Below are 22,417 nucleotides of genomic sequence, written 5' to 3'. Positions count from 1 at the left end.
TTTTCAGCCTCCGAAATTATAGCCTTTTTTTACAATAATATAGATAAATAATGGCGCACCGATCACAGAGGTTATGATACCGATCGGCAATTCCACGGTAGAAATCAATGTGCGGGAAAGTACATCCGCCCAAATCATAAACAACGAACCTGACAAGGCTGCTGCCGGTAAAAGTCGCTTGTGATCTGAGCCTGTCAATCCACGAACAATATGAGGAACAATCAAACCTACAAATCCGATCATACCAGAATAAGCCACAATTACACCTGTCAATAACGCTGCTAATATCAAGTAAAACTTTCGATATTTACTCAAAGGAACCCCTAGTGTAATTGCTGCTTCGTCACCTAAGAGCATCACATTTAAGATTCGATGCTGAAACAAAAAAAAGCCCGTAATCACAACAACAACGATTGAAAGTACGCCTAGTTTGTTCCAGCTTGCAGAAGCTAAGCTACCCATCGCCCAAAACGTGACTGTTTTCATTCCTTCAGCATTATTTGCAAGATAAACAATAAAGCTAGATACCGAGCTGCATAGCGCACCAATGACTGAACCAGACAGCACTAATTTGACAGAAGTCATGCGACCGCCTATCCCCGATAAAATCAACACACCAAATGCCGCAGCCATTGCTCCTATAAATGCGCCAAAAGCCAGGCCAAACTGTGAAAAAACGCTAGCTGTACCAAAACCGATCAAAATAGCGAAGGTTGCACCTAGTGATGCGCCCGATGAAATTCCTAAAATATATGGATCAGCTAACGGATTTTGAACAACCGCCTGCATGACCGCTCCAGTAACAGCTAAGCCCATTCCTACAAATACAGCTAAAATCACCCGCGGCGTTCGCACGAACCAAATAATGTTGACCGCTGAATTACTAGCTACACCATCCAATGAGCCGACCTTGCCTCCAGATATTTTTGTTAATAAAATTTGACTAACCTCTTCAACAGAAATATCAGCCTGTCCATTGAGCAAAGAATAAATGATCGAAAAGAAAATAGCGACTACTAATCCAATGAGGACCAAAGGATAGTATTGTTTGCTTTTCTCATTGATTTTATGCTCCATTGTTTTAATTCCCTGCAAAAAAATGCGCCTCCTAAATACTTAAACATCTACTCATTTATTCCTCAACCAACCGCTTTTCCGACAAGTCCCATACCCATTGATCGACTGACGTTCGTTTAGCTGTCGGCTGCTTGATTGTTTCATCGATCATACTGATGTCCAACAAGCCAATAATTTGTCGATCTGCCTCAACTCCAACAGCTTGTTTAAACACTTCATCAAAGATGATCGGCACTGTTCGCCACGTTACCCCGATTTTGTGTGTCCAAGCTGCCAGCTGGAAGTTTTGGATAAAAGCTGAAACTGCACTGATTGCTTCTAAATTCGCCTTTTTCTTTTCGCTGATTGGTGCAGTAACAATCAGCGTGACAGGAACATCAAGAAAATATCTTTCTGTTCTCTTTTTTGAAGCGGCTAAATGCTGCTGATCATATCGAGCCCAAATATCCAAACGTTCATAGCTGTCCATGATTTTTTCAACAAAAAAACGGCGCTCCTCATCTGTAGACACGATGACAACAGACCACGGTTCTTCCTTAGAATGGTAAGGCGCATAACTAGCAACTTCCAATATTTTTTTGATCTTTTCAATAGAAACAGTCTGATCCGATAAAGTTCGGATCGTTCGGCGTTCTTTTATCACTTCTTCAATCGATGGATTGATCATTTTCTTCCCCCATTCATCTATTGTAACTATTCGCATTAATCGCGAATGAAAATCATTCTCAATTAGAAATTAAGAGTACCATTCCACTATTATTTTTGCAAGTTTAATTCGAATAAAAAAATCGAAACACAACCTTGCGGCTATGCTTCGATTTTCACTGCGTTTACTATTTTTAGACCAGCTCAAATTCTGCTGTTTGTGTTTCTTTCACATTTGGACCAACAAAGACGATAAAAGTGCCCGCTTCTTCCGAAAACTTCATCTCTTTTGTGTAAAATTTCAAGTCATTTCTATTTAATTGAAACTCGACCTTTCGCTTCTCACCGGCTGCTAACACTACTTTTTGAAAGTCCTTTAGTTCTTTGACTGGACGAACGACTGAACCAGTTACATCTTGAACATACAGCTGAACTGTTTCCAGCGTTGAACGATCTGAACTGTTTTCGATCATTACAGAGATATCCAAGGTTTCCTCCATTTGTTCATGGCTTAGTCTTAACTCCGAATAGTCGACCTTGCTATAGGATAAGCCATAGCCAAAAGAAAACAACGGTTCATTTGGACTATCCAAGTATTTTGAAACAAAACGTCCTTTATGTGTAGAACTTGTTAATGGCCGACCTGTTTTAAACTCGCTATAATAGAGCGGTAGCTGTCCTACCGAATAAGGGAAACTCATGCTTAAACGTCCAGAAGGATTCGTTTGGCCAAAAATAATATCCGCCAGCGCATTTCCGCCTTCCGTTCCTGGGAACCATGCCTGAATGATCGCATCTACTTGTTCAACTTCTTTAGTCAAAACAAGCGGACGTCCACTAATCACAAGCAAGACGGTTTTCTTATTTAACGCAACCAACTTTTCTAAAAAGTCCTGTTGGATTTTAGGTAATGTGATATCAGTCCGACTGCCAGCTTCTCCACTTTGCATCGTATGTTCGCCTAGTGCAAAAACAATCGTATCCGCTTGTTTGGCCAACGACAACGCATGATCAAGCTCTTTTTCTTTCATTGCTTCATTCAGTCCTAATTGTTCAATTTGATCTTTTGTCGCCCCAAATTCACCGAGGAAAGTGTAATCTTCCAGCATATCGCAGCCTTGAGTATAGAGTAAATGCTCCGCATCAAGATACCGTTCAAAACCTTTTTTGATTGTCACTACATCTTCTCTTTGACCATGGACAGCCCATAAACCGATCAACTCTTGATTATCGCCATAAGGTCCTACTAGCAACACTTTTTCCTTATTAGGTGTAAGAGGTAAGACATTGTTTTTATTTTGAAGTAAGACAACAGACTCGGCAGATACTTTTTTCGCTAAACTACGTTTTTCAGCTGTTAAAAAGACTTTTTCTTCCTGTTCTGAGCTAGCACCTCTGTATGGATCTTCAAATAGACCTAAGTCATTTTTTAGCTTCAACACACGATAAACAGATTGATTTACTAATTCCTCGCTAATTTCTCCCGCTTTGATCAATGGCTCCAATTCTTTGGCATAACAAGGCGTTTTCATATCGATATCCGTTGTTGCCTCGATTGCAAGTTTCGCGGCTTCCCGATCATTTGCCGCAACACCATGAGCAATCAACTCTTGAATCGCTGCGTAATCTGAAATGATCACACCGTCAAAGCCCCACTCGTTCCGTAAAATATCTTCCAGTAAAAATTTATTTCCTGTCACAGGCATTCCGTCATATGTGTTGAACGAAGTCATTACTAGCTGACAACCAGCATCCACAGCTGCTTTATAGGCAGGTAAATAGTCCTGACGTAATCGTCGCTCTGACATATCCACTGTATTGTATTCGCGACCGCCTTCTGCCGCACCATATGCAGCAAAGTGTTTCACACAAGAAGCAATACCGCCGCCGTTCAGTAAGTCTTTTTGAAGACCTGTGACCATCGCTTTCGCAAATGCCGAATTCAAGACTGGATCTTCTCCTGTTGATTCTAATGTTCTGCCCCAACGCGCATCCCGCACTAAATCGACCATCGGCGCAAAGGTCACATGAGCACCAGCAGCCTTAGATTCTTCTGCCGTTTGCTGATAAGCGGATTCGATCAACTTCGGATTCCAGGTAGCACCTAAGCCTAACGGAATCGGAAAAATCGTCCGATAACCATAGATAATATCTGCCATAAATAATAATGGAATCTTATGTCTACTTTTTGCCATATGGCGATCTTGAATTTCTTTCGTTTTTTCTGCACCAGTCACATTTAAGACTGAGCCAACCTGATCAACAATCGCTTGATCGATCCCTAATTTTTTTTGTGGCCCAACTGCCAGTTGATCGGCGTGGAAAAAATCTCCCGATAATTGCACTAACTGACCAACTTTTTCTTCCCATGTTAAAGAGTCGAGTAAGGCTTTTAATGCTCTTTCTTCCATATTTACACCTCTCCTCTTTGTTCTTGCAGATAGGTTTTATTATCCAAACGTTTAAACCATGGATACCATAAAATTGGTGATAGCACTAGTTGGATCACTAACTGTAAAATAATGACAGAAATACTTCCTTGAACAGCTGCGTGAAACCCTACTGGCAACCCAAAAATCGCCTGAACACCAACAAATCTTGATACTAATCCGATTTTCGTCAAAACATAGGCTAAAATCAACCCAATACTATTATTAAAAATGAACGGGATTGCTAAATCAAAATTCAACACTAACGGTGAACCAAAAATCACGGGTTCTGTAATACCGAATAACGCAGGTACAATTGAAATTTTTCCCACTTCTCGATACTGTTTACTTTTGGCCCGCAACATCAATAACACCAATCCTAACGCCATACCACCAAAAGTAATAATATTAAAAAAGGCTAATCCCACAATATTTGGAGGTGTTTGACCTGCTGTTACTGCGTTCATGTTTTCTACATCCATTGCCATCCATAATGGTGTGACTAACGGCAAAATCACATTCGTCCCATGAATTCCGAAGAACCACAAGATCTGCTGTAACAAACTCAAAATGATCATTGCACCGATCGAACCGCCAATTCCTTTTAACGGCTCTTGAATAATCGTATACACAAATTGATGCATGTTTTCAAACGGAGTTAAGCTAAACCCAAGATCGACTAAAATAAACAAAATCCCGATCAAAACGGTCGGTATCAACGATTCAAACAAACGTGTCACCATTGGTGGAACACCTTCCGGCATTTTGATCGTCCAGCCTTTGCGTTTGATGGCTAAAAACAAACGTCCCACAACTAATCCTACGATCATGGCAGAAAAAACACCTTGTGCACTTAACCAGGTTGTTGGTAATGCGGCTACATCATCTGCTGTTTTATCCAGTGGTGTAATCAATAAAAAACTCATAAGTGAAATAATACCTGCTGCTACATAATCCTCTTTTTCATCTAATTTCCGAACCAAATTGATTGCCATTAAAACGGAAATATATAATGCTAGAGAACCGATCGTGAACGTATTGACTTTTCCTAATAAAGAAATCACCTGGGTAAAGCCCTGCAACGTTTTTGACATGTTCATAAACACAACAAGCAACACAGCCACAGACCCAATAAAAACAGGCCCTAGTGTTGACATCATTGCTCCTGAAATTGCTTGTAAATAGGGATTGTTCCCCATCTTATCAAAAAATGGACTGACTTTATCAAAAAAATCCACTAGCTTCTTTTTCATCTTTTTTTCTCCTCTCAAAATACAGTAAGCGCTTTACTTACACCTAGTATACTGATCGTCTCTAGTTATTTCTGTGCTCAATTCGTCATAAAATCGGAAAAATAATGACTTTTTTAATGAAAATATTTTTTCCGATATTGTTGGGGCGATAAGTTGTAATTCTTTTTAAACACATTGTAGAAGGACTTTACAGAGAAAAAACCATTTGCCATAGCAATCGCTAAAACGGTCATATCCGTATCTCTTAATTGATAATAGGCTTTTTCCAACCGGACTGTATTTACATATTCAGAGAAAGAAATACCCATATATTTTTTGAAAAAACGAGAAAAATAAGCAGGATCATAGTTAAAAACTTCCGCTACTTGCTCCAACTTCAATGGCTGATGATAATTTTTTTGCACATACTCATTCACCTGCTTTAGCCGTTCCAAATGCTTTAAGCTTTTGATCGACTTTTGAGAAGCTAAAGGAATACGGTACTCCTCTACTAAAAGGGCAAGCAACGCCAAGGTACGACTCTTAACCAAAAGATTTGCCGCTAGCGTATCTTTCTGATAATCATCAAAAATCTGATCTAGCATTTGTTGGATTCGGTGATCCTTTTGCTTTAACGGAATTAGATTAAATAAAAAGTGCTCATTATACTGTTCTTGAGTCATTTCCTGTAAAAAATGAAGTGGAAATTGCATCACAAATACCTCATTAGGCAATGGACTTCTAGACGAATGAATCATATTTGAATTAATAAACAACGTATCCCCCGGCTCTAAAAGATACGTTACTTGAGGAAAACGCACTTCTAAATTTCCTTTTAAACAATATAAAAGCTCTGCACTTTCATGCCAATGCGTACTAATCAAACGATCTGGATTCCTCGAAGTAAATGAAAAAAGCTTAAACGGATAGTGTTCATTCGGAGAAATCATCTCATGTTTCATAAAACAGCCTCTTTCCTTTAAAATATAGTAAAATTATATGTTATTTTCATGTAAGAAAACATCTTAATGTTCCAACTTCGCCCTTCCATTTTTTTCACTGTTTCAATGAATAATAATGTAAAAAGAGGTAACCAAGGTCTAACTCTAAGAGTTAAACTTTAGTTACCTAGCATCTGAATAGAAGTAATCATCTTTTTCTTAGCTTCATATCCATTCTAATCAATGTTGCGTAATTGGAAAAAGGCTACGATTTCCCCGATCCCCATGAAGACCAGAATACCGCCGAATAATTGGAAAAGTACTAATAGACTGCTGAAAGGATTAAAAATCAAAACCAAACCAGCAACGATCAATATGCCACTGTAAATCAACATTGGCAACCAATTAACATTCACATAGCTTCGTAAATTCACAGCCTGCATTGCACGACTGGCACCGATGATAACGATCACTAAGCCCAAGAAAATCGGCAAAATACTTACGATCCCTTTCGCAAAAACAAGAATGATTCCTGCAAGCACTAATAGGATGATCCCGCCAAGAAAACTCATACCGTACGTTCCTGTTGCTTTTTTCACCTTAAATCCGTCGTACAAATTGAGTACGCCCATCAGAGCAATATAAGCAGAAATAAAATATACTGCTAATTGAAACACACTTCTTGGATCAAACAAAATCAATAACCCAAAAATAATATAAACAATTCCTCTTAAAAGCGCATATTTTCTTAATTGTTCCATAACATTATTCATTTTGATCCCTCCATAGATAATTAACTTATTTTCTTCTTAATTGTATAGAATTTCTTCAAATAAAACGAGTGATAAGGTTCCAATTTCAAAAAATAGTATAACAAAAAACAGATTATAAAAAAAGAACATAAGAAAACATAGAAAAGCTTTCTTACATTCTTTCAAATTTTACACTATTGAATTAGTCATCCAATTCTTTTTCCAATACAACACCTGTTTGGGCATTGATTTTAACAGAAACTTCCTGTTTACCAGATTGAACTTTCACTTCCCAGTAAGTCGTTGACAGTTCTTTTTCTAATGACCATTCAACTGCCTGTCCTTCACCTACGTTATCCACAGCAATTTTCGAGATATCATCTAGTGATTTAAGCTTAGTTAAATCTAGTGCTTCATTTTCCTTTTCCACACCATTTTGTTCATCACGATCTAATGTTTCTTCTCGCTCTTTTTTCAACTCTTTCGTTTCAGCATTGATTTTGACTTCGTATTCTTTAGAATCATCGACTCCTTTTATTTCATAATAATACGTACCAAAAGAAGGGTCTAAATCCAAAGATGTTATCACCGTGTCTGGGTAAGCTTCTTGATACGCTTTGATCGCTTCTTCAAGAGTGACCTTAACTTGTACTTGATTGCCATTCGAGTTAACCGTTGTTGTGCTTGATTCAGCTGTACTTGAATCAAATGTGATTGTTTGGCTAACCTCCGTACTCGTTTTACTTTGACCATTGCTTTCTAATGTTTTATTATTGCTGGTGCATCCTGCTAAAAGAACCCCTAAACCTACTGTTGCGATCATAACCTTTTTATTCATATCATTCATTCCTCTCAATTCACTTTTTTTGTTTTTCTTTATATTAGTATCTTATCAGGTCGTTGTGCTAAAAAAAATAAATCAACGTGAAAGCTAAATGAAGAAATCTTCATTTTCAATTTTCTTAGAAAAAGAAACTGTAAAACATGTTCCCTTTGGCTGAGCATCTGTGATCGTAATCGTGCCATGATAGTGTTCCACTAACCCCTTGACGATTGCTAAACCAATTCCAGTACCGGCAATCTCACTCGAACGTGATTGATCCACACGATAAAACCGTTCAAAAACTTTCGCTTTATCTTCATCTGGAATGCCCACACCAGAATCTTCTACACTAAATACCAGCTGATGTTCATTTGAATCTAACGATACTGTGATCGTTCCACTCGTTTCTGTATATTTCATGGCATTTTCAACCAAATTGCGAGTAATCTGATAAAAATGTTCCTTTTGACCCTTAATCATGATCCCTGCTTTGATTTGAACGTTTAACTCTTGATTCATCATTACACTTAATTCATCAAGTGTTTGTTGGATCAATAAGGATAAATCGAATGCTTCAGCCTCTGCCAAGGTTTCCAACCGTCCTAAAGTCAGTAATTGTTCCACTAACAATTCCATCCGTTTCGATTCTTTATCGATATACGCAAGAGAGGTCGGAATCACTTCCGGATGTTTTTCCCCACGTCGCTTGATTAGATTAACATGACCGCGAATCGCTGCAAGTGGTGTCCTTAGTTCATGAGAAGCATCTGTCACAAACTGCTGTTCACGTTTCAACGATAAACGTTGTCTGTCCAATAGTTGATTAAAGGATCGCGAAATATTACGCACTTCCTGCGGTGTTTTCGGAACAGTTAAAACCTGCTCCTCGCCAGAGCCTTCCAGCTTTGTAATCTCTTCATTCATCACAGCTAACGAGCCAGTCAGCTTTTTAGAAAAGCGATATGTCATAAATGAACCAATTCCAATAACGACGATGGTCAGTAACAGGGTGAAAGAAAAAATTCTGCCAATCACCTCAAACTGGTCCTCCATATCAACGAGGATCGTTACTTGAGCATTTCCCTTTTCAAAGCTTCTATAATAAAAAGGCTCCATATCACTTGTCCATAATACCCGATCTAAAAAGAATAATTGCTTTAAACGAGGAAATTCCTCATAAAGCTCCTCAGCCTCTCCTGAAGAATGAATAACCGTACCTGATTTCAATGCTACGCGAACGAGGTAAGGGGAATTGTCTTTAGAGGCATAATTGCTAAGGACTTGTTCCCACTGCGCTGCATCATCCGCCTCAGTATTTTTTAGCGACTCTTCCAACAAAACAGACTGCTCTTCTGTTGACTCATAAAGCTCTGCAATCGTAATGCCCATAATCAAAAAACTCAAGATAAAGACCGCAGAAACAAGTAACCCAATAAAGCGAGCAGTTAGTTGAAACTGAGTCGTATTTTTTCTTTCCTGAAATGCTGCTTTAATTTTTTTCATGGCTTTTCCTCAACACATACCCCACACCACGAACCGTTTGGATCAAGCGTGACTCTGCTTCATAATCCATTTTATTTCGAAGGGAACGGATATATACATCGACAACATTCGTTTGGCCAAAATAATCATAGCCCCATACCGCATTAAGCAGTTCATCACGTGTCAAGACTTCTTCTGGGCGTTTGATCAGTTCAGCTAAAAGTTCAAATTCTTTTTGAGTCAATTGAATGACCTCGTCAAAGCGCTCTACTACTCGTTTTGTTAAATCTAAGGTCAGATCACCGTAGCTATACACCATTGGCTGTTGCTGTAATTGAGATGCACGTCGGATCACCACTCGAATCCGTGCTAATAACTCTTCTATTTCAAAAGGTTTCGTAATGTAATCATCTGTTCCAGCATCTAAGCCAACCACTTTATCCGTCAACTGATCTCTTGCTGTCATCATAATGATTGGCACTTGACTTGTTCGTCTAATTCTTCGCGCAACGGTGATTCCATCATACTTGGGCAGCATCCAGTCTAATAAAAGCATCGTGATTCTTTCTTGATTTTCTTCATACAAGGTCAATGCCTGCTCACCATCAGCAGCATGTAAAACCTCATATCCCTCAAAACGAAGCTCTTCTGAAATAAAATTCGCTAAGCTTGCTTCATCTTCAACTAATAAAATGACTATATCATTCATTTTCCCACCACCTTTTTTATAGAGTACCCAGTATTTTAGAAGAGGTCAATCAAATCATCATGAAAAAATCTTCATTTTAATGCTGGCAGATAAGAAGAAGCTGGCTACATCATCAATGTACCAGCCACAATAACTACTTGTTGCTTCTTGTAGTTTTTCTCTTATTTTTCATTTCTACAAGGCTGCACACTAAAACGGATAAAATGATATATAGTAAATAGATTTTCAAACTCAATAACGTGATTCCGTATATTATTCCTGCCAACATATTTATGTCCTGAATATAGAGGGCAATAAAACTGCCGAATAAAAGCATCACAAAAAGAATAACAGCCAAACAGGCTAAAAAGCTAGATAAGATGATTTTCACTAAAAAATAATTAGTTTTCATTTTTTTATTTAAAAGAACATACCATCCTCGATGAAAAGAAAGTAAGACCAAGAAGATTATAGATAACCATAAATAACGCATTTGATTCTCCTGTTTTGTTTGAAATTTAATTAATATAAAAAGTGGTAGAAGTGATTAGAACCATCGAATCAATTTACTAGCTTTAAACAGAGCTAGACTCCAGATTGACGTACGCCATACGTACACCACCTATTTCAATCCACTAGCTCTAAATAGAGCTAGACACGCCGTAATTATAGCCAGTACTGCTGGCACTGGATTTCAATCCACTAGCTCTAAACAGAGCTAGACATTTGTCTTTATTTTAATTTTGTGACTATTAAAATTTCAATCCACTAGCTCTAAACAGAGCTAGACTAGACACTGATCAAATTATCAAAAATCAACTAAAATTTCAATCCACTAGCTCTAAACAGAGCTAGACTAGACACTGATCAAATTATCAAAAATCAACTAAAATTTCAATCCACTAGCTCTAAACAGAGCTAGACTAGACACTGATCAAATTATCAAAAATCAACTAAAATTTCAATCCACTAGCTCTAAACAGAGCTAGACTAGACACTGATCAAATTATCAAAAATCAACTAAAATTTCAATCCACTAGCTCTAAACAGAGCTAGACCCTCCTATTAAAGTTTAAAAAGATTGGCATTCGCATTTCAATCCACTAGCTCTAAACAGAGCTAGACACGACCACTGGACCACCTAACAAGCCAACTAGACTAATTTCAATCCACTAGCTCTAAACAGAGCTAGACATTATGTCACAGGACTTGCGAAGTCTTATATTTGATTTCAATCCACTAGCTCTAAACAGAGCTAGACATAATCGCTAGGTATGGTGGTTATGGAGTTGATGCATTTCAATCCACTAGCTCTAAACAGAGCTAGACATGCAGATAGCATTTCTCATATTCTAGACTAGGAATTTCAATCCACTAGCTCTAAACAGAGCTAGACTATAATCGCACTGCACACCACTGTTAAAATAATAAATTTCAATCCACTAGCTCTAAACAGAGCTAGACGATGGGGATTGAGCCAGTGGAGGAGGAGAAATAAATATTTCAATCCACTAGCTCTAAACAGAGCTAGACAATTTATAATTTTTGGTCTTTCCCTCCCGTAAAATTTCAATCCACTAGCTCTAAACAGAGCTAGACCGAGCTCCGAGTTGTAATGTGTCATTCGAAATTAAATTTCAATCCACTAGCTCTAAACAGAGCTAGACTGCTAGTAAAGCTAGTTCACGCTTTGTAGTTGATTTCAATCCACTAGCTCTAAACAGAGCTAGACGGGCTTACACTGGATTTTTATTTAAAGTTTTTAGAATTTCAATCCACTAGCTCTAAACAGAGCTAGACAATAATGTTTCATCGTTCTCTACAGTAACGTCAATTTCAATCCACTAGCTCTAAACAGAGCTAGACTGTGAAATTAGTCAAATTAACTATACATTTCTTAACTATTTCACCTAATTACTAGTATATTATACCACTACATTAAATTTCAATTAGAAAAAAGCTTGATTAAGCGTTAAAACTACCCTAAATTTGGTGCGAATCCCCCAGTGTTTTCATGTGCACTTGGGGTTCGCACCAAATTTATCTTTAAAAGATTAACGGTGCTTCTACATCAAAGCTTTCCTTTGCGCCAATATGTTCGATTTTATTTTGATAGTTGTTTCCTAAACGATAAATTCGCAGACTATCTACTTCTTCATCGATCAAATCAATGAGTTCTTTTTTTAGTTTCGTCAATTCTGTCGCATCCACAACACATTCAAAAACAGAATTTTGCACTCGTTGACCATAGTCCTGACATTTTTTCGCTACTTTACGCAAACGGCGCGGACCATTTTCAGAACTTGTTGCAACATCATAGGTAATCAATACTAAGATGCTTCTCACCTACTTCCATAAAAATGGCGGATACCCATCCAAATCTTCTCTCAAATAACGACTAAGCAATAATGCCTGTACATAAGGTACTAACCCCCAGTTGATTTTCTCGCCTAAAAACGGATGTTGAATCTGCTCTTGTTTTTTCTCTTGCCAGTTTTGGAAAAACGTTCTTCTACCTTCATCTGTCAAAAGTACCGCTCCACTTTCTTTTTTGACGAAGTCTTTCGCTGTAACAATCTTTTTATTGATCAATGTCAGAACGAAACGATCCGCATAAAGCCCCCGGAGTTCTTCCATTAAATCAAGAGCCAGCGAAGTTCTTCCTGGACGATCTTGATGCATAAATCCCACATAAGGATCTAAGCCTACTGTTTCAAGAGCCGCTGCACATTCTTGTGCCAGCAAAGTATACGCTAAAGACAACAATGCATTGACATTATCCAAAGGCGGTCTGCGATTTCGCCCATAAAAACCAAAATCCGTTTTTTGCTGTAAGATCATCTGATCGAATAATAGAAAATAACGATTGGCAGCTTGGCCTTCAATGCCTCTTAGAAGCTCTAAATCTTCTACTTGTCGAACTTCTTCGATATATTTTTTCAACTCTCCGGAAATTTGTTTAAATTGCTCTACATTTACCCTCATAGGATTATCTCTCGTGATTCGCTCCAGCATCCACCGTTGATTATACAACTTACCGATGATAAAGTGACGAGCGATTGCTACACTTTCCACCTCGTTATCAGAAATTCGGTATTGTTTTTTCCTTAATGTGACGTTTCCTGTCGTTCCGCCTGTTACACGACTGCCGAATTTCCCACTAGAAGTCAAAAAGGTCAAACTAATATTTTTTTCTCCACACTTACGCATCAACGCAGGGCTTGCGCCTAAATAACCTGAAGTAACGATACCTTCCAAATTGTGGAGAGGCACTCGTCCTAATTTTGCATCATCTTTTAAAATGACGATGTTCTCTCCATCTAAGGCTAAATAAGTATCTGGGGTTGTCACAAACAAGGTGTTCAATAATTTTCTCATTCACGTAACCTCCGATCCAAATAGCCTTTGACTGTTTGAACATTCATTAGTTTAGGCAGACAAATATTTTGTAACGAGCACTTTTTACAAAAATTACCAGTTTTAACTTTTGGTGTGTAACGTCTTTCCCAATACTGATGCATTTCAGCGACTTTTGTTTTTAACTCGTTTCGTAAAGAAGTTGTGATTTCAATTTCTTCTCGCCGCTTTGTTCCATGATAATATAAATACCCTTTTGGTACATCGCAAACCAACATCTCTTCTAAGCAAACAGCTTGAGCAGTCAGTTGTAGAATATCACTAAGTTCCTGCTTCGGTTTTCCATGCTTATATTCCACTGGAACAGGTAGAAAAGTACCTGTTTCACCAGCTAAAGTAACGCCGTTTGGATCTTGAATAAACTCAACCACATCACAAATTCCAGACAAACCATAAGTTGGCGAATGAATGGGTAAGCCTCGAACGATCAACCGATCGTGCCGCTTTTCACGGATCATCGGCTGATCCGCTTTTTCATGGAGATATTGCCCTTCCAGCGTTAACACATTTTCTTGCCACTGCTGTTCAATATGAATCAGCGCCCACTGCCGGCGACAAAAGAGAAAATGCTGAATACCAGAAATCATTAGATAATCTTGTTCATCATACATGCTACAAGCCATCGATTTCAGTAAATTCAATCCCTTCTAAAGGCTCGATCGTTACTTTATAATCATCGAATGATTTTGCCCGATCCACTTCTGGAATTTTTTCGATTTTTACAGAACGATGCACTTTCGCTGAAGATGCTTTTCCCATTTTGGTTGGATGTTCCCACCAGTATACTTTTTCGACAGTCATACTGCCGTCTGGTCGTGCAGAAGAAGCGTCGTTTTCAAATAAAGTAATAAGTGCTTCTTTGATCTTGTCAGCATCTTCCACCGTAAAACCAGTTTTTTCAGCAAGTTGAACGTTGATACTACCGTTGAATACATAGAGTCCGAAATCAACGAAATGTTTGGTTCCCATGGTGTCTGAGCTTTTCCCTCCGCCTTCACTGACCGAATTAACACTTTTAGTGATTTGCATGCTATTAATATCGATTGGATCAACACTGACTGCTGTCTGAATAGAGACAGGTCCACGCACACCCACTGATAATTCTAACCCTTTAAAAGCAAATACTTGCCCAAAGCTACGCGTATCGATCCAAGTCTCACAGGCGATTTCACTAAAGCGAGTAACATCTGCTTTCTTTTTATCTCCAGCAATTTTTTTCAATTCTTCTACTGAATCTACACGATCTTTCAAACTTTTCAGTCCATCATCTGCACGATCATCTGATTGTACAAAAACTCGTTCGCCCATATCTTGCAGGCGATTACGAAGTTTACGTTTAATTGCCACATCAGAAATTTCTCCATACCCATCAAAATTTTGGCGCGGACGATTTCCGTTTAAGGGATCACCATTAGGATTAGCATTTGTCACTGAAGTAATTACTTTAAAATCGATTTTGTGTGTTAAAGTTGTCATGTTTTAGTCCTCCATTTTCTCTTCTGGTTTTTTATTTAGTTCTGCTCGTTGACTATAGTAGCCTAACAAATACTTTCCATTTAATGCTTTGTCTGAGTATTCATCGATTTTAAACGTCGATCCGATCTCATCCAACAACAGTTGATAATAACTGCCTTGTCCTCTTAATCTTGCTTGATACGGAACTAAGTTTGCTTGAATAATTTTCCACGTTGTTTCTGGGTGTGAACTAAAAGCATTCATATAACGAATAGCATTAGTACTTCTTTTAATCCCCGCTTTATACAACGCTCTTTCTTCTAAAACATCCGCCACCGCCAACATTCGTCCAAATAAGTAATTGCGGTCAGTTTCTCTTTTATCTAATGCCACATTTCTTTCCTCCTCTTTATAGTGAAAATGTTTTTTCATCACCGCACAGGCGATAGTTAATGTTTTTTGCCATTCCCAATTTTCCATACTAACCGGATTGGATGCTCGTTGTAGTAGACTTCTAACAATAGTTAACGGAATTTTTTTGCCATCCACAACACAAGGAAATAATTCATGGATCGTATTTTTTACTAAAGTATCGTTTGCTCTTGATCCATAAGCTGCTTCTGCAATATCTCGTAAAGAAGGCGCACCCCAAAAAGTATAACGCTGTTTATTTTTCATTCCATAGGTGTGTCGCCAAAAACAAGTTTGATGCCATTTTTCGATTTTGCTAAAGTACAGTTCTTTTTCAATCGAACGCTCGTACAAGATGCCCATTCTCCCTGGTGTAGCTGCATCTAAAATCATGATGTGAATGGGTTCGTGATAGGCAAGTTTTGCACTATAACCTTTCAATGCTTTCGTAAATAATGCTGAAAACTGCTGATGAGTAGTGTCTGTTGTTGCTAAATTATCGGCTTCTTCATCTTCAGCGTAAAAATCCGCAAAGATATCGTAGCTTGACTCTTCCGGGCTAGGGATTTCTGCATTTCCCCAGGTTAAAAATACTCGTCCGTCAATAGTATAGCCTTGTTTGGCAATCAGCCATTTTAACGCGTTGTGTCCTTTTTGAGATGCTTCATAACTGATTGAAGCCACTTGGTTTTTATCTGTAAAACGACCACGATAGGTAAAATTTACTGTATCATTTCCAGAAATAATTTTTGCCATATCACCACCATAACGAACTTTTGATGGATGATTTTCGGTCAACGGCAAAACTTTTCCTGTGACATAATCAAGCCCTGACTCTGGCAATTCACCACTATAATAGTTGATAAATGAGTCGATCACTTCAAGGTCACCCCAAAGCGGCCGCGCTTCTTTTCCCGCTTCATGAATCGAAAATCGAATAAAAGCTGTTGTTTGATCACCGCTCAACACATTGAAAAGTAATGGCTTCTCTCCAACTTCTGCTTCCAGTTCTTTTGTCCACTTTGGAATAAGGACATGATCTTTTTCAACCATGATTTTCTCTCGTACTAAATCTTCGATCAGTGTTCCCTTTTCAAGATAAGCTAATATACTTTGAACCAAAGGATGAGCATAGGGTGAGTGACACCACTTTGAAAGTTGCTCGATGTATTGATGATACGCATTATCCTTTTTATATACACCGCCATATGCTTCATAATCACCTGCTACATATTGAAGTCCGTCATGTAGACCATGAGGACTAGGTTTACTCGTCCTTCCAGCTGAATTGATTGTCACAGGAATAACCGTTGGAGCTTCTTCTTTAGGAATCACTTTTGCTGAATAAAACGCCCCATCAGGTGTTACCGCAACTTCGATTTGAGCATTTTGATAAGCATGAGAGACAGGCAATAAAACGACGTCTTTTCCAGTATTTGTCCGCTGGATTTTTCCTGCTAAGTCTGCATTTTCTTCATAGGTTTTATATAGTTCACCTAACCAACTCATAATCGTTCCTCCAACTCTAGTGAATCAAACAAATCTTCGACAGATTCAAAGCTTGATTGTTCAAAAGCTTTAGGCTGCATTGGTCGCAAAGGTCGAACAAATGTGCATTCCTCCGGACGAATAAATTTGATGATGCCTTTTTCCATGACTGGCTGCCATAAACGAGCAGTTAGTTCATTTTTCCCTGTTTCATCTGGATAAGACAAACCGTGAACCATCGTACCAAAATGCAGTTCACCTTCGTAATCATCATAGTGACCTGCTGCTTCACCAAATTTTACCGGCTCAACATATCCCTGGCATTCTCTCGTGCCTAAAAAAATATCCCGCCGACCGCCAGCTTTGATGGCTCTTTTTAAAATTTGAAAATGCTTATCTTCATTCCAATCCCCTTTTAAATCTGGACGATATGGGTTAAACTCAAAATGAACTTTGACCTCATAACAAGGATTTTTCAAATACGTATAATAGGCTAAATCACTAGCACTACTATCGTTATATTTCATCGGACGAATCCCTTTTGATTCCATTTGAATCGAATGCATGATTCGAACCTCATCGATATAGTACATAATCGATGGTTTCCAATAAATCGATTCAGTAATTCCCTTTAACGCTTGATAGGTTGGTACCTGATACGTCATCTTTTCTCCCCCCATTTTTGTCAACGGGTCGGTAAACAAACCATAATCGCCGTAAACTTTAAACGAGAGCTGATTTTTCCATTTCACTGCTTTTTCCTCCTTTTATTTAAAATAGTAATGCATCATTTTCTGATAGTGCTGATAAATCAACGCCAAATTCTTTGGAATAGGCATTTTGACTCAACGCTAAAACCTCTCCGTTCAGCAAAGGATATATCGCGCCGCTTTTTTGAAGCTCATCCTTTTCATAGCTAAATAAATTGACCATATATTGTTGCGCCTTTTTTAAGATTGGTGCATATTCTTCTGGTTTTAATTCTCCATTAAGATCTGCAATCAATTCTGCGCCTTGATCGTAAGGAACTAAAACAGATGTGGCTGGACTATCAATCACCTTAAAATATTCTGCAATTGTTTTTGGGCTACTTTTGAATGCTAATGTTGGAAGCTTGCCACGAGCTCGTTTAAAGTGGTCGACAGCTTGCGTATTTTTGCCAAGTAAGTCGAAAAGAATCAGTGGTTCCCCTTTTACTGGATAGCCTAAGATATGTTCAAAACATTTATAATAACGCTGAAAATACATTTCTTGACTCTGATGAGACAATAAATCAGCCGCTTCTATCTCTCCTGCTTGCCGTTCTTTAAGCAGCTGCATCGTAATTTCTTTTCCTTGTGCAATTTCAGGTAGTTTCGTTAAGCTTTCGAGTTCAGGTGACGGATTGACTAAATAGACAGCTTGCTGTTCAGCTTCACCATTTCGATTACAACGACCTGCAGCCTGAGCGATTGAGTCTAAACCAGCAACAGAACGAATCACAGCTTGAAAACTAATATCAACTCCTGCTTCTATCAACTGAGTCGTGATACAAAGAATACGCTCCTTGTTTTTCAGCTTTTCTTTAATTTCTTTCAATAATCTTTTTCGATGAGCCGCACACATGGAGGTACTCAAATGATATAGTTGAACATCCTCTGTTTGTTCTACTAGGTATCGATACAAGCGGCGGACAGCCGTTTTGGTATTCAGAATGATCAGCAAATTAGCTTTTTCTGCTAAAATATCTTGCCCAAATTCCGCTATAGCTTCTAAAGACCAAGTTTCGAGAATCGTTTTGTCGATAACTGCTACTCGTTTAAACTGCTGTTCTATTGTGGTTAAATCGGCTATCATTTCGCCGTCTTCAGCTTTTTCCAGTTTTCGTCCTACGTATTCTAATGACGGTTGAGTAGCGGTGCATAAAACGCTCGTTGTCTGCCCATAGTTCTTCAGAAAATTAAGGCACTCATTGAAAAGATAGGTACAATTTGTTGGTACTCCCTGCGTTTCATCAAACACAATGACAGCATTCATTAAATGGTGAAAACGACGCGGATTTCTCGTTCCTTTGCTGTAAATGGTATTTAAAAATTGAACCATTGTGGTAAAAATCACTGGCGCTTCCCAATTATCTTTAAGTAACGCTTGTTTACGCTCGATTTCTTCTTGCTCTTTTGTGTAGATTGCTTCACTGAAAACATTGGAATGATGTTCAAGAATATTTTCGCTATCTTGCAGTATTTCTTTTACTGTTGCAGCATTCTGTTCGATGATTGTTGTATAGGGAACTACATAAATCACACGTTCTTTTCCATGTTTGATCGCATGATTTAAGCCAAACCTAAGAGAAGCCAGCGTTTTTCCGCCGCCGGTTGGTATCGAAAGTGAATAAATACCTGTTTCTCTTTGAGCAAAGGCTTTACATTGATTTGACAGTTGTGCTCGAAGTTCATTGATTGGTGTATCAGCCTTAAATGAATTAACTTTTGCTTCTAGGAGATGACAATATCGTTCCAATAATTCCTTATTTTGGATCTGCTTATATTCACGATGTTCCTCAAAAAGCATTGTATTGGTTCGATCAGCATCTAATAAGCAGCTATAAACAACCTTTAATAGGAAAAACGTCGTATTTAGCTTCATCGACATTTTCCCACCCGTCAAATAAAGCCCTTTCATTTCCTCTACTGCTTGTTTAATTGCAACGCTAAATTCTTCTTCTGTCATTACTTCTTCAAAAAAACGTTGTTTTATCGTATCGTATTCCTTGATTTCTTTTTTGACTACTCGTTCTAAATAATCAGATTTTGCTTCGCCTTCTGGTGTAAAGAAATCTTGTAGCCCACGACTGCTATGGTGAGAAATAATTGCATTGCCAACTAATTCAGCAAGGATCATGGAAAATGGATCGTGCGGCTCCTTATGACAAAGGTCGAATAATAATTTCCCCCCTGCAGTGGAGTGATCGACACTTCCTTTTCTGACACTTGTAGGATCAATAACTGCTTGTTTTAGATACACTTGAAATTCGTCACTATACTTTCCTAGATCGTGAAGTAGTCCTGCTAAATAACAGGTCTTTTCTAATCCGATTGTTTTGCCCCAGCTTCTGCTTAAAACAGCACTTTCGATGAGATGATCTTTTAATAACTGTTTTTTATTATCTGATTTTCTGATGTGAGCGATATACATACTTTACCACCTTATTTCCAGTCTAATAGTATGAATTAATTATAACATTTTAAATAAAAAGAACTACCCCTTTTTCGAGATAGTTATCTTTTTGATTTTCGAAAGTACAAAGCTATTAAAAAACTCAAAAAAATTACTACGAGAACAGCTCCATCAATCTTAGCATTCCATAGTTTATGTATCAAAAACAAAATAGTCACAGCGATAAGCACCAACAACAACAGTTTTTCTAATAACATTTTATATTCCATCATACTCTCCTTAACTAAGAAACTTTATATATATTTAAAACTCAAAAGAACAATAAAATTATTTTACCACAAATATAAATAATTTTCAATATGTACAATAAAACTTTTATTTGTTATACTATAACAGTCTTAATATATACGTCACATCTCTATGTGTGGATTGAAATTTTTGTGTTTTTAATATTTAAATGAGCATACCAGCCTAAAATTTAGGCTGGTAAGTTTAGAGTACCTGCTATTACCATTATTTTGTGCCCCACCTTTGACAATAGATATAATGATAAAATTGTAGAAAAATAATATTTACGCATCTCTAACATCCTTCATATCGCAAAAGAGAAAGCAGTTTAACATTGTTACTAAAATACTAAAGTCCTTTTTTCAATAGTTATAACAACTTCTCAAAATTGTCTCCTTTTAAAGAACTATCTGACAAAACCAAATTTTCTATTTCTTATCCTTGACTCGTACTTCTCTATAAGCTAAGCTAACTGTAGATGCAAATCAGGTGTGCTTGCACCAAAACCCCCATCACTTTCATGGAGTGATGGGGGTTATTTTTGGCTTGTAGTCGCTTTCTAACGCTTCCGATGATCAAGCCAATGTTTGAATAGTGCTAAAACTATCCCAACGATGATCGGAGCTACAATTGTTGTTTGCAAATCAAACATGCTTCGCACCTCCTTTGCTTGCTTTGTACCGCAAGAGGAAAAGCGACCATATTTAGTGTAACAAGTGAAAAAATTTAGTCTATCATCTATTGACTTCTTTTTATTTAATTCTAAAATTTGTCCTATTTTCTGCCTTATTTTGAACAAAACGACCGTCCTCACCAGAAAATTTTCCGTTATTTTTCTTTATATATAATCTGTAGATTCTGATTGTTTCAGTGCTACATCTTTAGAACCTTCAGTTTTTACATATAAAGCAAAGCCTATACCCCCAATAACTAATAGACTTGCTAACGCAATTAATCCCTTTTTCAACTTTTTCTCCCCTCTCAATACGTTCATCTTTCTCTTAATTATAAGAGTTGATATACTTCAAGACAACCTGTCTCCCAACAAAAATAAACAGCCTTTTTAAATCAAAACAAGTTATACTTTAATTCTAATGGGAAAAGGGGAGACAGAATGAATAAAGAGATCCAACAATTTTTAACCTATAAGAAAAACTATCATAACGTATCATTACGAACAATCAAAGCCTATCAATCAGACTTAACAACCTTGCAAGAACATTGTTGTGAACATAAGGTTGATTTAACTCAAGGGATCTTAGAATTAATGGAGCAACTGCACCAAAACGCACAATTAAAGCCAACAAGCCTAAAACGAAAAATGATTACTTATCGAATGTTTTATAAATTTTTAGTCACAAAAAAGCAAATTGAACCTGATATCGAATTTGAACACTATCGAGCGAGTTACATCATACCAAAAAAGATGCCGCGAACATTAAAAATCAGAGAAATCAATCAGTTGCTTAATTATATGTACCAACGTTTGTCCGATTCTAGGACCAGCCTGTATCAAAAAAGAAACTGCATTCGTGATATTGCCTTGTTGGAGTTGCTGATTTCGACAGGTATTCGAATCAGCGAAGCTAGTTCGATCAATTTATCCGACTACGATCAAATTGAAAACTCCCTGCTGATTTACGGTAAAAATCGGAAAGAACGCATGATTTACCTTTCAAGCACAGAAACGCGCCAAGCTTTACTAACTTACTTAGCCATCCGTGAGCAATTTCATCCTAGCGATCAAAGCTTTTTTCTGAATAAATATGGTGAACGATTGTCTATTTACGGAATTGAGAATATTTTTGCAAAATATATTGACTTAGCAAACATTGATACCCACGCAACTCCTCATTACTTACGGCATACCTTTGCCACTGAGTTATTGAATAATGGCGCAAATATTCGAGAGGTTCAGGAACTTTTGGGGCATTCCAGTATTGTGACGACACAGATTTATACAGAAGTTTCGATTGAACGGAAAAAATATGTTTTGAATAGCTTTAATTATCGGAATGAATTAGATGTGAAAACCTCCAAATAACTATAAATTATTTGGAGGTTTTTAGGATGTTAAAATCAAAGATTAATCATTATGTAAATATAACTAATGAGAGCATTAACAAATATTTA

Annotated in this window: 20 protein-coding genes and 1 CRISPR repeat array; of the genes, 1 reads left to right on the top strand and 19 read right to left on the bottom strand. The window is 37.6% G+C overall.

Going from position 1 to position 22,417, the window contains the following annotated elements:
* Positions 1–3: 3 nt before the first annotated feature.
* The 19 genes from BCR25_RS16765 to BCR25_RS20865 all read right to left on the bottom strand — a co-directional run bounded on the left by BCR25_RS16765 (position 4) and on the right by BCR25_RS20865 (position 21,251).
* Positions 4–1,077, bottom strand: a complete 1,074-nt coding sequence (locus BCR25_RS16765; protein WP_069664961.1) for a FecCD family ABC transporter permease — start codon at positions 1,075–1,077, stop codon at positions 4–6.
* Positions 1,078–1,132: 55 nt separating this feature from the next.
* Positions 1,133–1,744 carry a nitroreductase family protein gene (locus tag BCR25_RS16760; protein WP_069664760.1) on the bottom strand — a complete coding sequence of 204 codons (612 nt, stop codon included), beginning with the start codon at positions 1,742–1,744 and terminating at the stop codon, positions 1,133–1,135.
* A 172-nt stretch (positions 1,745–1,916) separates the two neighbouring features.
* Positions 1,917–4,133: a beta-glucosidase BglX gene (bglX, locus tag BCR25_RS16755; protein WP_069664759.1), complete on the bottom strand. Its 2,217-nt coding sequence runs from the start codon at positions 4,131–4,133 to the stop codon at positions 1,917–1,919.
* Between the two features lie 2 nt (positions 4,134–4,135).
* Positions 4,136–5,404 carry a PTS sugar transporter subunit IIC gene (locus BCR25_RS16750; protein ID WP_069664758.1) on the bottom strand — a complete coding sequence of 423 codons (1,269 nt, stop codon included), beginning with the start codon at positions 5,402–5,404 and terminating at the stop codon, positions 4,136–4,138.
* Positions 5,405–5,517: 113 nt separating this feature from the next.
* Positions 5,518–6,345 (bottom strand): AraC family transcriptional regulator, encoded by an 828-nt coding sequence (locus tag BCR25_RS16745; protein ID WP_069664757.1) that lies wholly within the window; start codon positions 6,343–6,345, stop codon positions 5,518–5,520.
* 215 nt (positions 6,346–6,560) lie between these two features.
* Positions 6,561–7,097: an HdeD family acid-resistance protein gene (locus tag BCR25_RS16740; RefSeq protein WP_069664756.1), complete on the bottom strand. Its 537-nt coding sequence runs from the start codon at positions 7,095–7,097 to the stop codon at positions 6,561–6,563.
* Positions 7,098–7,278: 181 nt separating this feature from the next.
* Positions 7,279–7,914 (bottom strand): PepSY domain-containing protein, encoded by a 636-nt coding sequence (locus BCR25_RS16735; protein ID WP_069664755.1) that lies wholly within the window; start codon positions 7,912–7,914, stop codon positions 7,279–7,281.
* Between the two features lie 93 nt (positions 7,915–8,007).
* Complete coding sequence (locus BCR25_RS16730) at positions 8,008–9,402, bottom strand: sensor histidine kinase (protein WP_069664754.1); 1,395 nt, start codon at positions 9,400–9,402, stop codon at positions 8,008–8,010.
* A complete protein-coding gene (locus tag BCR25_RS16725) occupies positions 9,389–10,090 on the bottom strand; it encodes a response regulator transcription factor (RefSeq protein ID WP_069664753.1) in 702 nt (233 codons plus the stop codon). Before BCR25_RS16725 ends, BCR25_RS16730 begins: the two co-directional genes overlap by 14 nt.
* 133 nt (positions 10,091–10,223) lie before the next feature.
* Complete coding sequence (locus tag BCR25_RS16720; protein ID WP_069664752.1) at positions 10,224–10,562, bottom strand: hypothetical protein; 339 nt, start codon at positions 10,560–10,562, stop codon at positions 10,224–10,226.
* Between the two features lie 65 nt (positions 10,563–10,627).
* Positions 10,628–11,935: direct repeats of the CRISPR family, unit length 33 nt; unit sequence ATTTCAATCCACTAGCTCTAAACAGAGCTAGAC.
* Positions 11,936–12,115: 180 nt separating this feature from the next.
* Positions 12,116–12,406 (bottom strand): CRISPR-associated endonuclease Cas2, encoded by a 291-nt coding sequence (gene cas2 / locus BCR25_RS16715; protein ID WP_069664960.1) that lies wholly within the window; start codon positions 12,404–12,406, stop codon positions 12,116–12,118.
* A 9-nt stretch (positions 12,407–12,415) separates the two neighbouring features.
* On the bottom strand, positions 12,416–13,447 hold the full coding sequence (gene cas1c, locus BCR25_RS16710; RefSeq protein ID WP_069664751.1) for a type I-C CRISPR-associated endonuclease Cas1c: 1,032 nt from the start codon (positions 13,445–13,447) through the stop codon (positions 12,416–12,418).
* Positions 13,444–14,097, bottom strand: coding sequence for a CRISPR-associated protein Cas4 (gene cas4, locus BCR25_RS16705; protein WP_069664750.1), 654 nt, complete (start codon positions 14,095–14,097; stop codon positions 13,444–13,446). The genes cas1c and cas4 overlap by 4 nt, the downstream gene beginning before the upstream one ends.
* Before the next feature lies 1 nt (position 14,098).
* Positions 14,099–14,962, bottom strand: a complete 864-nt coding sequence (cas7c, locus tag BCR25_RS16700) for a type I-C CRISPR-associated protein Cas7/Csd2 (RefSeq protein ID WP_069664749.1) — start codon at positions 14,960–14,962, stop codon at positions 14,099–14,101.
* 3 nt (positions 14,963–14,965) lie between these two features.
* Positions 14,966–16,861: a type I-C CRISPR-associated protein Cas8c/Csd1 gene (cas8c, locus tag BCR25_RS16695; protein WP_069664748.1), complete on the bottom strand. Its 1,896-nt coding sequence runs from the start codon at positions 16,859–16,861 to the stop codon at positions 14,966–14,968.
* Entirely contained in the window at positions 16,858–17,592 is a 735-nt protein-coding gene (gene cas5c / locus BCR25_RS16690; protein WP_069664747.1) for a type I-C CRISPR-associated protein Cas5c, read from the bottom strand. Before cas5c ends, cas8c begins: the two co-directional genes overlap by 4 nt.
* Positions 17,593–17,611: 19 nt before the next feature.
* Positions 17,612–20,014, bottom strand: coding sequence for a CRISPR-associated helicase/endonuclease Cas3 (locus tag BCR25_RS16685; protein ID WP_069664746.1), 2,403 nt, complete (start codon positions 20,012–20,014; stop codon positions 17,612–17,614).
* Between the two features lie 829 nt (positions 20,015–20,843).
* Positions 20,844–20,936, bottom strand: coding sequence for a type I toxin-antitoxin system Fst family toxin (locus BCR25_RS20225; RefSeq protein ID WP_139124614.1), 93 nt, complete (start codon positions 20,934–20,936; stop codon positions 20,844–20,846).
* 186 nt (positions 20,937–21,122) lie between these two features.
* Entirely contained in the window at positions 21,123–21,251 is a 129-nt protein-coding gene (locus BCR25_RS20865; RefSeq protein WP_281247178.1) for a hypothetical protein, read from the bottom strand.
* Between the two features lie 147 nt (positions 21,252–21,398).
* Here BCR25_RS20865 and BCR25_RS16680 point away from each other — a divergent pair, with 147 nt between their 5' ends.
* The gene (locus BCR25_RS16680; protein ID WP_069664745.1) at positions 21,399–22,328 is read left to right on the top strand and encodes a tyrosine-type recombinase/integrase; all 930 of its coding nucleotides are present in this window, start codon (positions 21,399–21,401) and stop codon (positions 22,326–22,328) included.
* Positions 22,329–22,417 lie beyond the last annotated feature (89 nt).

This window comes from Enterococcus termitis (assembly GCF_001730305.1).
Taxonomy (GTDB): Bacteria; Bacillota; Bacilli; order Lactobacillales; family Enterococcaceae; genus Enterococcus_L; species Enterococcus_L termitis.
Note: the sequence above shows the minus strand (reverse complement) of the source record. Positions and strands in the feature narration are given on the sequence as shown.